11 protein-coding genes are annotated in these 13,443 nt (G+C 65.2%); 9 read left to right on the top strand and 2 right to left on the bottom strand.

Features of this window, described 5'->3' with window-relative positions:
• Positions 1 to 46: 46 nt before the first annotated feature.
• From NKJ20_RS02860 to NKJ20_RS02845, 4 genes are read left to right on the top strand one after another with little or no spacing between them, the layout of a single operon-like run.
• Positions 47 to 1,573 (top strand): sugar ABC transporter ATP-binding protein, encoded by a 1,527-nt coding sequence (locus tag NKJ20_RS02860; RefSeq protein WP_352742435.1) that lies wholly within the window; start codon positions 47 to 49, stop codon positions 1,571 to 1,573.
• A gap of 16 nt (positions 1,574 to 1,589) precedes the next feature.
• Positions 1,590 to 2,567 (top strand): ABC transporter permease, encoded by a 978-nt coding sequence (locus NKJ20_RS02855; protein WP_352456543.1) that lies wholly within the window; start codon positions 1,590 to 1,592, stop codon positions 2,565 to 2,567.
• On the top strand, positions 2,564 to 3,439 hold the full coding sequence (locus tag NKJ20_RS02850; protein ID WP_023676730.1) for a MurR/RpiR family transcriptional regulator: 876 nt from the start codon (positions 2,564 to 2,566) through the stop codon (positions 3,437 to 3,439). Before NKJ20_RS02855 ends, NKJ20_RS02850 begins: the two co-directional genes overlap by 4 nt.
• Positions 3,436 to 4,353, top strand: a complete 918-nt coding sequence (locus NKJ20_RS02845; protein WP_352742433.1) for a ribokinase — start codon at positions 3,436 to 3,438, stop codon at positions 4,351 to 4,353. Before NKJ20_RS02850 ends, NKJ20_RS02845 begins: the two co-directional genes overlap by 4 nt.
• A gap of 10 nt (positions 4,354 to 4,363) precedes the next feature.
• On the opposite strand, the gene NKJ20_RS02840 is transcribed toward NKJ20_RS02845, so the two are convergent.
• Entirely contained in the window at positions 4,364 to 5,389 is a 1,026-nt protein-coding gene (locus NKJ20_RS02840; protein ID WP_023676728.1) for a LacI family DNA-binding transcriptional regulator, read from the bottom strand.
• Between the two features lie 196 nt (positions 5,390 to 5,585).
• Here NKJ20_RS02840 and NKJ20_RS02835 point away from each other — a divergent pair, with 196 nt between their 5' ends.
• The 5 genes from NKJ20_RS02835 to NKJ20_RS02815 all read left to right on the top strand — a co-directional run bounded on the left by NKJ20_RS02835 (position 5,586) and on the right by NKJ20_RS02815 (position 10,634).
• Positions 5,586 to 6,620: a Gfo/Idh/MocA family protein gene (locus NKJ20_RS02835; protein ID WP_352742432.1), complete on the top strand. Its 1,035-nt coding sequence runs from the start codon at positions 5,586 to 5,588 to the stop codon at positions 6,618 to 6,620.
• On the top strand, positions 6,620 to 7,525 hold the full coding sequence (locus tag NKJ20_RS02830; RefSeq protein WP_352742528.1) for a sugar phosphate isomerase/epimerase family protein: 906 nt from the start codon (positions 6,620 to 6,622) through the stop codon (positions 7,523 to 7,525). Before NKJ20_RS02835 ends, NKJ20_RS02830 begins: the two co-directional genes overlap by 1 nt.
• Positions 7,526 to 7,690: 165 nt before the next feature.
• A complete protein-coding gene (locus NKJ20_RS02825; protein ID WP_023676725.1) occupies positions 7,691 to 8,704 on the top strand; it encodes a substrate-binding domain-containing protein in 1,014 nt (337 codons plus the stop codon).
• Positions 8,705 to 8,790: 86 nt separating this feature from the next.
• Positions 8,791 to 9,588: an ATP-binding cassette domain-containing protein gene (locus NKJ20_RS02820; RefSeq protein ID WP_352450092.1), complete on the top strand. Its 798-nt coding sequence runs from the start codon at positions 8,791 to 8,793 to the stop codon at positions 9,586 to 9,588.
• Positions 9,585 to 10,634, top strand: a complete 1,050-nt coding sequence (locus NKJ20_RS02815; protein WP_352450091.1) for an ABC transporter permease — start codon at positions 9,585 to 9,587, stop codon at positions 10,632 to 10,634. The genes NKJ20_RS02820 and NKJ20_RS02815 overlap by 4 nt, the downstream gene beginning before the upstream one ends.
• A 12-nt stretch (positions 10,635 to 10,646) precedes the next feature.
• On the opposite strand, the gene NKJ20_RS02810 is transcribed toward NKJ20_RS02815, so the two are convergent.
• Positions 10,647 to 13,370, bottom strand: coding sequence for an ATP-dependent helicase (locus tag NKJ20_RS02810; RefSeq protein WP_352742430.1), 2,724 nt, complete (start codon positions 13,368 to 13,370; stop codon positions 10,647 to 10,649).
• Between the last annotated feature and the right edge of the window lie 73 nt (positions 13,371 to 13,443).

Genomic DNA, 13,443 nt, shown 5'->3' with positions numbered 1-13,443 from the left:
GCAGGTGCCGGCCTTGGGTCGGCACCTTGCCTGGAGAACCGAAGCAATGTCAGCGCGGCTGCAATTCGAGGGCATTTCCAAAGAGTTTCCGGCTGTGCGGGCGCTGAGCGAAGTGTCGTTTTCGGTCGGCGCCGGCGAGATCCATGGCCTGCTCGGTGAAAACGGCGCCGGCAAATCGACGCTGCTGCGCATACTGTCAGGCGTCTACCGACCGACGGCGGGAAGCGTGCTGATCGACGGCAAGCCGGTGATGCTGAACAATCCGGTCGCCGCACGCGCCGCGGGCGTGGCGATGATCCATCAGGAATTACAGCAGGTGCCACGCCTCAGCGTCGCCCAGAACATGTTTCTCGGCCATCCGTTGACGCGCGGCGGCGTCTTCGTCGCACGGCGCGAGCAGGAAAGCCGCGCTGCGGAAGCGCTGGCCGCCATCGACCCAACCATCGATCCGGCAGCCCCGCTTGGCAGCCTGAAGGTGGCGCAGCGGCAGATCGTCGAGATCGCCCGGGCGCTGCTCGACCGCGCCAGGATCGTGGCGATGGACGAGCCGACGTCGAGCCTCACGCCGAGCGAGTTCGAACAGCTGGCGGAAGTCATTGCCGGTCTGGCACGCGACGGTGTCGCCGTCATCTATGTCTCGCACAAGCTGGACGAGGTGTTCGGCATCTGCGAGCGCGCCACTGTCATGCGCGACGGCGTTGTGGTCGAAACCGTCGATCTCGCGCAGGTGTCGGAAAAGGCCGTCGTTTCGATGATGGTCGGCCGCGAGCTTGCCCAGGAACAACACCGCTCGCATGCTTCCCCCGAGATCAGGCTGAGCGTGCGTGGCCTCGCCTCGGCAACCAAGGTCCGTGACGTTTCGTTCGACCTGCATCGCGGCGAGGTGTTGGGCATTGCCGGACTGGTCGGCTCCGGCCGCACCGAGCTGCTGCGGCTGCTGACCGGCGCCGACCGGGCCTCATCAGGCGCAATAGAGATCGACGGCAAGGCGGTAAAGCTTTCCAGTCCGCGCGACGCGATCGCGGCCGGCATCGGCCTGGTGCCGGAGGAGCGCAAGCGCGAAGGCATCGTGCCGTTGCGGTCGATCTCCAGCAACATGGCGCTGGCCTCGATGGGCGTGTTCGCGCCGCGCGGCCTCATCGACCACCGCCGGCTGAAGCGCGTCGCAGCCGAGAAGATGAAGCGAGTCAATCTCAGGCCGTTCCTGCTCGACCGGCCAATTCGGCTGTTCAGCGGCGGCAACCAGCAGAAAGCGATCATCGGCCGCTGGCTGGCGGCGGGAACGCGGATCCTTCTGTTCGACGAGCCGACGCGCGGCATCGATGTCGGCGCCAAGGCGGAGATCTACCACCTGATCGAGGAACTCGCCGCCGAAGGCCATTCGGTAATCGTCGTGTCGTCCGAACTCCCCGAGGTGATCCGGCTCGCCGACCGCGTGCTGGTCATGCGCGACGGCACGGTCGCCGCCGAACTGGGCCGCGCAAGTCTCAGCGAACAGGCGATCGCCGCGTACGCCATACCCCAAACGGAGATTGAGGCCGGCAAGGCGCAAGGCCATCGGGCCGGTGCATAACAGACAGGACCAGCGGATGACCGATATAACCCAACACACAGCAGCGCGCCCAAGGGCAGATTTCCTGCACCGGTTTTCCGTGCGCGACGCCGGCACGCTGATCGGCCTGGTGGTGATCCTCGCCGTCTTCGGGGCGCTGGTCCCCGGCTTCTTTGCCGAGCGTAACCTGATCAACATCCTGCAGCAGTCGAGCATCAATGCCTGCCTGGCGTTGGGCATGACGCTGGTCATCATCTCGGGCGGCATCGACCTGTCCGTCGGGCCGACGGCAGCCCTTTCGGCGGTCATCTCGGCCTCGATGCTGGTTGCCGGTGTGCCGTTTCCGCTGGCCATCGCCGCTGGCTTCGCCATCGGCCTCGCCTGCGGCCTGCTTAACGGCGTGCTGGTTGCCTATGTCGGGCTGCAGCCCTTCATCGTCACGCTGGGGACGCTCAGCACCTACCGGGCGCTGGCGCTGATCTATACCGGCGGCAATCCGGTGCTCGGCCTGCCTGCCGGCTTCCGTGCCATCTTCAACGGCTCGCTGTTCGGATTGCCGTTGGCGGTCATCATCGTGGCCGTGGTCGCGCTGATTGCCTGGATCATCCTCAAGAAGACGCCGTTTGGCGAATATCTGCTCGCCGTCGGCGGCAATGAGGAGGCGGCCTACATAGCCGGCGTGCCGATCGCCCGCACCAAGATCGCCGCCTATATGATCTCGGGCCTGCTGGCAGCGCTTGCAGCGCAGATCCTGATCGGCCGGCTGGGTGCGGCCGAACCCATTCTGGGCAATCTCTGGGAGCTCGACGCCATAGCAGCGGCGGCGATCGGCGGTGCCTCGCTGATGGGCGGCAAGGGCAGCGTCGTCGGCACCATCCTGGGTGCCGTCATCCTTGGCAGCATGCGCAACGGCCTGACGCTGATGAACGTGCAGTCCTTCTATCAGCTCCTGGCAACTGGCCTTATAATCCTCGCCGCGATGCTTATCGATCGCGTGACGAGGGGACGTGGATGACCTTGACCGGGCTGGACCTGAAAGCAGTAGGACCGCGCATTCGCATGATGATGCCGCATCTGACGCCGCTCGAGGCGAAGGTGGTTGAAACCGTCTTCGGACGGCGCGGCTTCGACGAGACCATACCGCTCAAGCAGATCGCCGAGGAGGCCGGTGTCTCGGAGGCGATGGTGGTCAAGATCGCCAAGAAGCTGGGTTTTTCCGGCTATCGCGATTTTCGCACGGCGGTCTATGAATACAGCCGCCTGCCGACCGCCGAGATGCATCAGGAGCTGTCGGTGGACGACAGTTCGGCCGAGATCGTGCAGAAGGTGTTCCGCACCTCTATCCAGGCGCTGGAGGAGACGCTCGCCATCCTCGACATGGACGATTTCGACCGTGCCGCCGATCTGCTTTACCGCGCCAGGAATCGCGATTTCTACGGCGTCGGCGGCTCGGCGCAGATCGCGCGCGACGTCTCGCACAAATTCCTGCGCATCGGCATCCGCACCTCCGTTTACGACGATTCGCACATGATGCTGATGTCGGCCTCGCTGCTCGGCGCCGACGACATCGCCGTCGGCTTTTCGCATTCCGGCAACACGAGCGCCGTCATCGACGCCATCCAACTTGCGCGCAAAAGCGGCGCGCGCACGCTGGCAATCACCAACTATGACAACTCGCCATTGGCAGCCGTCGCCGACATCGTGCTCTGCTCGACCGCGCAAGGCTCGCCGTTGATGGGTGAGAACGCGGCGGCGCGCATTGCCCAGCTCAACATCCTCGATGCGCTGTTCGTCGCGGTCGCGCAACGCGACTACCAGGCGGCGGAGCGCAATCTCGGCCGCACCATGTCTGCGGTGACGTCGAAACGGAAAGATAAGGGCACATGACGGCTTCCCCGCCGCTGGTGACCGTATTCGGCAGCCTGCATTACGACATCATGGTCGAAGCCGCCGATCGCCCGCGCAAGGGCGAAACGGTGACCGGTCATGCCTGGCAACCGAAATGCGGCGGCAAGGGCGGCAACCAGGCGGTGTCGGCAGCGCGGGCCGGCGTGCGTGCGGCGATGATCGGAGCTGTCGGCGACGATGATTTCGGCCGCGCGCTTCTCGACAATCTCGATCGCAACGGCATCGACCAGCGCTTCGTGGGAGTGGCTTCGGGCGCCGGCTCGGGGATGAGCGTAGCGATTTTCGACGACAGCGGCGACTATGGCGCGGTGATCGTCTCGGGCAGCAATCTCACTCTCGGCGAAAAGGACATTACTGAGGCGGCCGAGCTGATCGCGCAAACGGCGGTTCTGCTGCTGCAGAACGAGGTGCCGGAAGCCGCCAATATCGCCGCGGCGCGAGCGGTGAAGGCGTATGGCGGCCGCGTCGTTCTCAATGCGGCGCCGGCGCGAAAGCTGACAGCCGAACTGATCGCGCTGACCGACATCGTCATCGTCAACGCCATCGAGGCGGAGTTCCTGGCCGGCGTTTCGGTCGTCGACACGCTCGAGGGTGCTGCGAAGGCGGCCGGCATGCTCGTCGGTTTCTATCCGGCTGCAATCGTCACGGCCGGCGGCGAGGGCGTTGCCTATTGCGACCGCGACGGCCAGGCATTCGCCTTGCCGGCGATGCCGGTGGAGGTGGTCAGCACCCACGGTGCCGGTGATGAATTCGTCGGCGCCTTTGCGGCGTGGCTTGCGCGTAGAGAGCCCGTCGAGGCGGCACTTGCCGCCGCCAATGCCGCCGCTGCCTCGCTGGTCGCAACGCCGGAGCGCGAGCGCGGGGGTCTTGTTCAATCTGAGCCTGCTCAGTGACCGCCGCGATTCAATCGCTGTCGCGCGCGATCAGTTCCAGCGGCCAGACTTCACGGATGATGCGTGCGCCTTCGGCGCCGGCGTAAGCCGGGATCGATGCCAGCAGCATTTCGGCCAACCGCTCGCCCATCGGCTCCAGCGCCGGTCGGAAGCCGGTCAGCGCCGGCGAAAAATAGCGGCAAAGCGGCGTGTCGACGATGACGATCACCGCGACGTCGTGGCCGGGCCTGATGCCGGCCTCGGCCAAAGCCTTGCAGCCGCCAAGCGCCATCGCGTCATTGTTGAAGATGATGGCCGTCGGCGGGTCCTTGGAGCGCATGACCTTCGGCGTCACGGCGTAGCCGCCGGCCTCGTTGATGAAGCCGTCGGCGATCAGTTCGGGGTCGAACTCGATGCCGTGCCGCCGCAACGCCTTGCGATAGCCGGCGAGGAACAGATAGCCGAAATTGAGGTCGAGCGACGGGCGGATGGCGGCGATGCGGCGGTGACCGCGCGCGACGAGACGATCGACCGCGTCAGCCCCGGCTTTTTCGAAATCGAGGTCGAGCGAGGGATAGGAATCGCCGCCGGAGCGGCTGCGGCCGAGCGTCGCGAACGGGAAACCGGCCTGGGTCAGATAGTCGATGCGCTCGTCCTCGCGCCGCGTCCAGGCCAGCACCACCGCATCGGCCCGCCGCGTCTCGACGACACGGCGCAGGCGCTCCTGCTGATAGTCGCCCGGCGCGCCCATCACTACGATCAGGTCAAGGCCGCTTTCGGCGAGCTTGGCCTGCAACCCGGTCAGGAACGGAATGAAGAACGGCTCGCCATATTCCTGGTCGCCCGGATGCGGCTGCAGCATGAAGGCGATCGAATGGGTGGCGCCGCGCCGCAGGCTGCGGCCGGACTGGTTCGGTGAATAGTTCAGCTTCTTGGCCGCATCGAGCACGCGCTGGCGCGTGTCGGCATTGACGTCGGCGCGGCCGTTGAGCGCGCGCGACACCGTGCCGATGGAAATATTCAGGTGACGCGCAAGGTCGTGAATACTGGACGCCAAAGGACAGTTCTCCCCCTTGCTTGGCTAGCACCGGCCGCTCTTCAGGCCAAGCCGGCATCACGTTTTTCGCTATCGGCCAATTGACATTCTACGCCATCGGGTGTGTTCTCGTAAACGTTTACGGAAGAAACGTTTGCGGCCCTGCCGTGAACGCCGTGACGATCGGTCTGGAGGGGCCGAGAGGGAGGAGTGCTGGATGATCAATGTCGTCCTGGTCGGCTGCGGCGCGATGAGCAAGGCCTGGCTCGATGCGGCCAAGCAGATCGACGGGCTCGCCATTGTCGGCCTGGTTGATCTCGACGCCGAAAGGGCGCGGGCAAGGGCGCGCGAATACGAGCTTTCCGGCGCCGTCATCGGAACCGACCTCGACGCCGTGCTCGACCAGGCCAGGCCCGACGCGGTATTCGACGTCGTGGTTCCCGCCGCCCGCCGCGAGGTCGCGCTTTCCGCCTTTGCCCACCATTGCCATCTCTTGACCGAAAAGCCGCTGGCCGACAGCCCGGACAATGCGCGTGCCATTGTCGAGGCGGCCCGCAGCGCCGGCCGCATCCATGCCGTCGTGCAGAACCGCCGCTATGTCGCCAACGTCAGGCGCATCCGGCGCTTTCTCGATTCCGGCGCCATTGGTGCGCCAACCAGCATCCACGCCGATTTCTTCGTGGCGCCGCATTTCGGCGGTTTTCGCGAAGAGATGCGCCATGTGCTGCTGCTCGATATGGCGATCCACACATTCGATGCGGCCCGCTACATGGTGGCCGGCGAACCGGCCGGCGTCTATTGCCACGAGTGGGAGCCGACCAATTCCTGGTATCGGCAAGGGTCGTCGGCAACCGCAAGCTTCGACCTCGGCGGCGGCAAGCTGTTCACCTATGCCGGCAGCTGGTGCGCGGCCGGCTTCCGTACCAGCTGGGACAGCACATGGCGGATCGTCGCCGAGCGCGGCAGCATTGTCTGGGATGGCGCGGACGGGTTGAAGGCGGAAGTCGTGCGGCCGGTCCGTGAAGGCCTGTTCGACCGCACCGAACCGATAGCCGTGCCGCCGCTCGACCCGGCAGATCGCGTCGGCGGCCATCTCGGCATCATCCAGGATTTCGTCCGCGCCGTCGAGACCGGCACCGAACCGGAGACGCGCGGCGCCGACAACATCAAGAGCCTGGCCATGGTTTTCGCCGCAATCGAGAGCGCCGAAACCGGGCGCCGGGTCGCTATCGCCTCACAGGAAGGATCATGATGCCAAACCCGCTGCTCGACATCAGGATCGGCACCATGGTGCGGGCCAATCTGGACGACCCGGCCGCCTATGTCAGGCAGATCCTGCCGCTCGGCTTCGAGAGCATCCAGCCGTTCTTCTGGCAGACGCTGGGCGGCAAGAACATTCCGCGGTTGGCGGGCGAGATCCGCGAGGCGATCGGCGATGCCGATGTCGTCGTCTCGTCAATCGGGGTGTTCGGCAATCCGCTGGAGAGCGGTGAAGTCGATCGCGGCGTGCTCCAGGCGTGGGAAACGATCATCGACAACGCGCATCTGTTCGGCACCAATGTGGTCAGCGGCTTTACTGGCCGCATCCGCGGCAAGCCGCTGCCCGACAGCCTGCCGCGCTTCCGCGAGGTCTGGGGGAAGCTGGCAAAGCGGGCCGCCGACAAGGGCGTGCGCATCGCCTTCGAGAACTGCGCCATGGACGGCAACTGGGCCAGCGGCGACTGGAACATCGCCCACAATCCGGACGCCTGGGAGCTGATGTTCAACGAATTGCCGGACGACAATCTCGGCCTGGAGTGGGAGCCCTGCCACCAGCTGGTCTATCTGATCGATCCGATCCCGCAGATCCGCAAATGGGCGCCGCGTATCTTCCACGTCCACGGTAAGGACGCGACGGTGCGCTGGGACGTGATCCGCGAACACGGCGTGTTCGGTCGCCTGCCGTTCGTGCAGATGCGCACCCCTGGCTTCGGCGATAGCGACTGGACGCGGGTGATCAGCGAGCTGCGGCTGGCCGGCTACAAAGGTGCCATCGACATTGAGGGCTGGCACGACCCGGTCTACCGCGGCGATCTCGAGATCACCGGCCAGGCGCGTGCGCTGGACTATCTCCAACAATGCCGGGGAGGCGCGAGCTATCTGCCGAACTCGGTGTGAGGCTAATGCATGTCGCGCAAAAGTGCCCAGCGGTTTTGCGATGACGACATGCATAAAAACAGGACAAGCCGGCGGGAGGTGCCGGCCAGCGAAAGATTGCGGCGCAATGCCGAAGCGATCGTCAAAACCCCTCGGCTAGCGAGGGAACAAAGGGAGGATAAGTGCATGAGCATTACGATGAGAAGGACAGTTCTGCGCTCGACCGTCGCGGCGGCCGCGATGGCGCTCGCCGCCGCACTCTCGACCTTGCCGGCGCAGGCGCTCGATGCCCAGTGGTGCAAGGATGTCCATATCCGCTTCTTCGTCGGCGGCGCCGAGGGCGATGCCTTCGGCACGATCGTCTATAATGGTGCCAAGCAGGCGGCGGCCGATCTCGGGCCGAAGGTCGACTACATCTTTTCCCAGTGGGATGTCGAGAAGATGGTGCAGCAATTGCGCGAGGCTGTCGCGGTCAAGCCCCAAGGCATCGCCATGATGGGCCACCCCGGCGACGCCGCGATCATGCCGCTGGCCGAACAGGCGCACAAGGACGGCATCAAGATGATGTACCAGAACGTGCCGGTGCCGACGGTCACGGCGGCGTTCGGCGGCGGCTATGTCGGTGCCCAGCAGGAGCAGCAGGGCCGCGCGCTTGGCGCCGAGGCGGTCAAGCTGGCCGGGCTCAAGGCCGGCGACAAGGCAATCATGATCGGCCCGTTCGAGAACGAGAGCCGCGGCGCGCGAGAACGCGGCACTGTCGCTGCCCTCAAGGAAGCGGGCGTCGAGGTCATACAGCTCTCCTCGCCACCGAGCGGCGAATGGGCTTCCGACCCCAATCTGGCCCTTCCGGTGATCACCGCGGCACTGCTCAACAATCCCGACGTCAAGGCGGTTGGCTATCCCGGCGGACAGATGCTGGGCAACGTCCCGACTTACATGCAGGCGGCGGGCAGGAAGCCGGGCGATATCTTCAACTTCGGCTTCGACACCAGCCCGCAGATCGTCGAGGGCTTCAAGGGCGGCTGGGTGCAGCTGACGGCCGACCAGCAGCCGTTCTTGCAAGGCTATCTGCCGATCCTCAGCCTCTGCCAGCAGGTTGTGCTGGGTCTCGCACCGATGAATGTCGATACCGGCGCCGGCTTCGTCACGCCGCAGAATTACGAGATCGTCGCCGAGCTCGCCAAGCAGGCGCTGCGCTGACCTCCCAAGCCGCCGGCCGGGATCGAGCCCGGCCGGCGGGACCGCCGGCGAAAAGGCCGGCACGCGACAATCAAGCGAGGATCGCCATGGCCGAACGCATTATCGAACTGCGCGACATCAGCAAGTCCTATGGCCAGGTCTATGCGCTTGGCGGGGTCAATCTCAGCGTCGATCGAGGCGAGGTGGTCGGCCTGATCGGCGATAATGGCGCCGGCAAGTCGACGCTGATCAAGATCCTGTCCGGCGTGGTCAAACCGACTAGCGGCGAGATTCTCGTCCGCGGCAAGCCGGTGACCGGATGGAGCCCTGCGCGCTCGCGCGACGCCGGCATCGAGACGGTGTTCCAGGACCGGGCGCTCGCTGTGCAGCAGACGATCGTGCGCAACATCTTCATGGGCCGCGAGCTCACCGGCTGGCTTGGCTGGCTGAAGGTCAACAAGGAGATCGCGGAGGCGAGCCGGCTGATGCGCGAGATCGGCTTCACCTCGAAAGTGTTCACGCCACAGTCGATCGTCGGCCAGCTCTCGGGCGGCGAACGACAGGGCGTGGCGATCGCGCGGGCCATCTATAAGAAGGCGGAGCTGATAGTCCTCGACGAACCGACGACCGCGCTATCGCTGACCGAGACCGCCAAGGTCTTCCACTTCGTGCGCCAGGTGCGGGCGAGCGGGCGCTCGATCCTGTTCATCGGCCACAACATCCACCACGTCTTCGATATCGCCGATCGCTTCGTGGTGCTGGACCGCGGCAAGGTCGCGCTCACCGCCGACCGCAGCGAGGTCAAATCGGCCGAAGACCTGATCAATTTCATGGAAGACGTCGCCCACCCCAGCGGATTGCCGGGGTTGCACGACGCGGGCGATGCGGGGAGGGCGGCACGATGAGCAAGACCATGGAACCCGATCTGCAGAGCCCCCTCGGCGGCACGCATAATGAGGCCGCCGGGAAAGAGTGGAGACACCCGTCCGACAATTGGCTGCGCGGGTTCATTCTCGACAACCGCGCCGCGCTCGGCACGCTTGCCGTGTTCATCGTCATGATGGCGGTGTTCATGATCGCCAACCCGATCGTGTTCACCACCTGGTATCTCTACAGCTCCGTACTCACCACGCTGCCGGTGGCGCTGTTCGTGGTGGTGCCGCTGGTCTTCGTCGTCACTTGCGGCGAGATCGACCTGTCGTTTCCGGCGACGATGGGCTTTGCCTCCTGGGTGTTTGCGCTGGTCGTGCAGGCTGGCTACGACCCGTTCCTCGGCATCGCCGCCGCAATCGTCACCGGCATGCTGCTCGGCTTCCTGGTCGGCTCGCTGGTCGTCTATGGCGGGCTGTCGTCGCTGATCGCCACGCTCGGCATGAATTTCCTGCTGCGCGGCCTGATCCAGATCATCAACGAGGGCAGGTCAACGGCGCTGACCGGCCTTGCCGACAGCTGGGCCTACAAGATCTTCTCCAGCCAGCTTTACGGCATTCCGGTGCAGATCTTCTGGGCCATCGGCTTCGTCGTGCTGTCGGCGCTGCTTTACAACCGCCATCGCTTCGGTGCCCAGGTCAAGGTGGTCGGCGACAATCCAGACAGCGCCCAGCAGATGGGTATCGACGTCAAGCGCGTGCGCGTAAAAGTGTTCGTCTTCGTCGGCATCGGCGCGGCAATCGCCGGCACGTTCTCGGTGATGATCAACTTCACCTGGTGGCCGACCGCCGGCGACGGCTATCTGCTGCCGGTGCTGGCATCGGTGTTCGTCGGCGGCACCCCGACCTGGGGCGGCATCGGCACTGTTGTCGGCGGCGCGATCGGCGCGGTCACCGTCTCGTTCATCCAGACCGGCGTGGTGGCGGCAGGCCTGAGCGGCTTCTATGTCCAGTTCTTCAACGGCCTGATCATCATCCTGTCGCTGCTCGGCCATAAGTGGAACCAGGCGCGGTATCGCTAGCGCCCGGCGGCCTCACACCCCGGTGACAAACCCGTCCAGCACGCGTTTCTGGCCGGCTTTGTCGAAGTCGATGGTCAGCTTGTTGCCTTCGATGGCCGAGATGTTGCCGTTGCCGAATTTCTGGTGGAAGACGCGGTCGCCGACGCTGAAGGGGGACGGCGTGTCGGCGACGGATTTGGCGACCAGCTCGCCGTCGATTGTGCGGCCCTTGACCGAGGTGCGGCCGGCGCCGTAGCCGGAGTCGGTTTCGCCATAGCCGATGCGCTCGACCTGGTGGCCGGAGCGCGTGCCCCAATTGCGGTCGGTGGCCTCGGTGCGGTTGGCTTGGGCGCGCTGCCAGCCCGGTGTCGCATAGGTGCTGGAGAAAGCGCCGGATTTTTCAGCACCGTTATTGCCGCCAATGTTGTCGAAGCGCGATGCTCCATAGGGGTTCTGCCTGCCTGCCCCTTGGCCGCCGCGACCGGAGGCGAACGAGCCGCCGCCGTAGGAATTGCCGTAACCGCCGTAGCTGTTGCCGCTCTCGGCGACCTCGACATGGGCTTCCGGCAACTCGTCGAGGAAGCGTGACGGGATGGTCGACTGCCAGAGGCCGTGGATGCGGCGGTTGGAGACGAACCAGATGTGCAGGTTCTTCTTGGCGCGGGTCAAGCCGACATAGGCAAGCCGGCGCTCCTCCTCCAGCCCGGAGCGGCCACCCTCGTCGAGCGAGCGCTGGTGCGGAAAAAGACCTTCCTCCCAACCAGGGAGAAAAACGGTCTCGAATTCGAGGCCCTTGGCCGAATGCAGCGTCATGATGTTAACGGCGTCGAGCTCGGCGTTCTGCTCGGCGTCCATGACGAGTGCGACGTGTTCGAGGAAGGAGCGCAGCGATTCGTACTCCTCCATGGAGCGGATCAGTTCTTTTAAGTTCTCGAGCCGGCCGGGCGCTTCAACCGAGCGGTCGTTCTTCCACATGTCGGTGTAGCCGCTCTCCTCGAGAATGGTCTCGGCGAGCTCGGTGTGCGGCGTGGTTTCCAGCGCCTTCTGCCAGCGCTCGAAATTGGCCGATACCTCGCGCAGTGCGGCGCGCGGCTTCGGCTTCAACTCGTCGCTTTCGGCGAGTTTTGCCGCCGCCTCCAGCATCGGGATGCGCAGGGCGCGTGCGGTGTCGTGGATCTGGCGGATGGTGGCCTCGCCAAGGCCGCGCTTCGGCACGTTGACGATGCGCTCGAAGGCGAGGTCGTCGGCGCCTTGCGCGACGACGCGGAAGAAGGCCAGCGCATCGCGGATTTCGAGGCGCTCGTAGAAGCGCGGGCCGCCGATGACGCGGTAGTTGAGGCCGAGCGTGACGAAGCGGTCCTCGAATTCGCGCATCTGGAAGGAGGCGCGGACGAGGATCGCCATGTCGTTGAGATTGTGCTTCTGGCGCTGATAGGCCTCGATGGTCTCGCCGACGGCGCGGGCCTCCTCCTCGGAATCCCAGGCGGCGTGGACATGCACCTTCTCGTCGTCCTCGGCGATCTTTTCGGTGAACAGCGTCTTGCCGAAACGGCCCTCATTGTGGGCGATGAGGTGGGAGGCGGTGCCGAGGATGTGCGCGGTCGAGCGATAGTTGCGCTCCAGCCGGATGATGGTGGCGCCGGGGAAATCCTTGTCGAAGCGCAGGATGTTGTCGACCTCGGCGCCGCGCCAGCCATAGATCGACTGGTCGTCGTCGCCGACGCAGCAGATATTTACGGTGGACAGGCGCGGGCTTCCCTCCCCCTCGAGGGGAGGGTGGCCGGGCGAAGCCCGGTCGGGTGGGGTCCGTGCGGCAGTGCTCGACCTACCGGCGGCAGTGCTCGACGCTCTAGCGGTGCCTTCTGCGGCAACCCCCTCCGCCCGCTTCGCGGGCACCTCCCCCTCAAGGGGGGAGGATTGCGGCCGTTGTGCCAACAGCCGCAGCCACATGTACTGGGCGGTGTTGGTGTCCTGATATTCGTCGACGAGGATGTAGCGGAAGCGCTTATGGTATTCCTTCAGCACGTCCGGATTGGCGCGGAAGATGCGGATCGGGTGGCATAGGAGATCGCCGAAGTCGCAAGCGTTCAGCGTTTTCAGCCGCTCCTGATAGGCCTTATAGAGCTCGCGGCCCTTGCCGTTGGCGAAGGCACGGGCATCGCCCTCGGGGATGTCGGCGGGACCGAGGCCCTTGTTCTTCCAGCCGTCGATCATCTGGGCGAACTGCTTGGCCGGCCAGCGCTTGTCGTCCAGCCCTTCGGCCTGGATAAGCTGCTTGATCAGGCGCACGACATCGTCGGTGTCGAGAATGGTGAAGTCGGATTTGAGCCCGGCCAGCTCGGCATGTCTGCGCAGCAGCTTCACTCCAATCGAGTGGAAGGTGCCGAGCCACGGCATGCCCTCGACATTGCCTTCGCCGATCAACAGGCCGATGCGCTGCTTCATCTCGCGCGCCGCCTTGTTGGTGAAGGTGACGGCGAGGATCTGCGAGGGGAAAGCCTTGCCGGTGGCAAGGATGTGGGCGATGCGGGTGGTCAGGACGCGCGTTTTGCCGGTGCCGGCGCCGGCCAGCACCAGCACCGGGCCTTCGGTGGTTTCCACCGCCAGCCGCTGCTCGGGGTTGAGGCCGTTGAGATAATCGGGCGCGTTGTTCTGGTTGCTGCGGGCAGCCATGGCGCGCGCGGCAATGCCCGACGGGGCCACGGGCCGCGCGTTCGGTTCGTCAAAAAAGGGCATGTCTTCCGAAAAGCCGGACATCTCCCCCCGAATGTAGTGATTCGGCAGCGAAAGGCCAGAAGTGTCTCCGTTTTGTTCTCTGTCCAGTCGGTAG

This window comes from Mesorhizobium sp. M0185, assembly GCF_040322175.1.
GTDB lineage: Bacteria > Pseudomonadota > Alphaproteobacteria > Rhizobiales > Rhizobiaceae > Mesorhizobium.
Note: the sequence above shows the minus strand (reverse complement) of the source record. Positions and strands in the feature narration are given on the sequence as shown.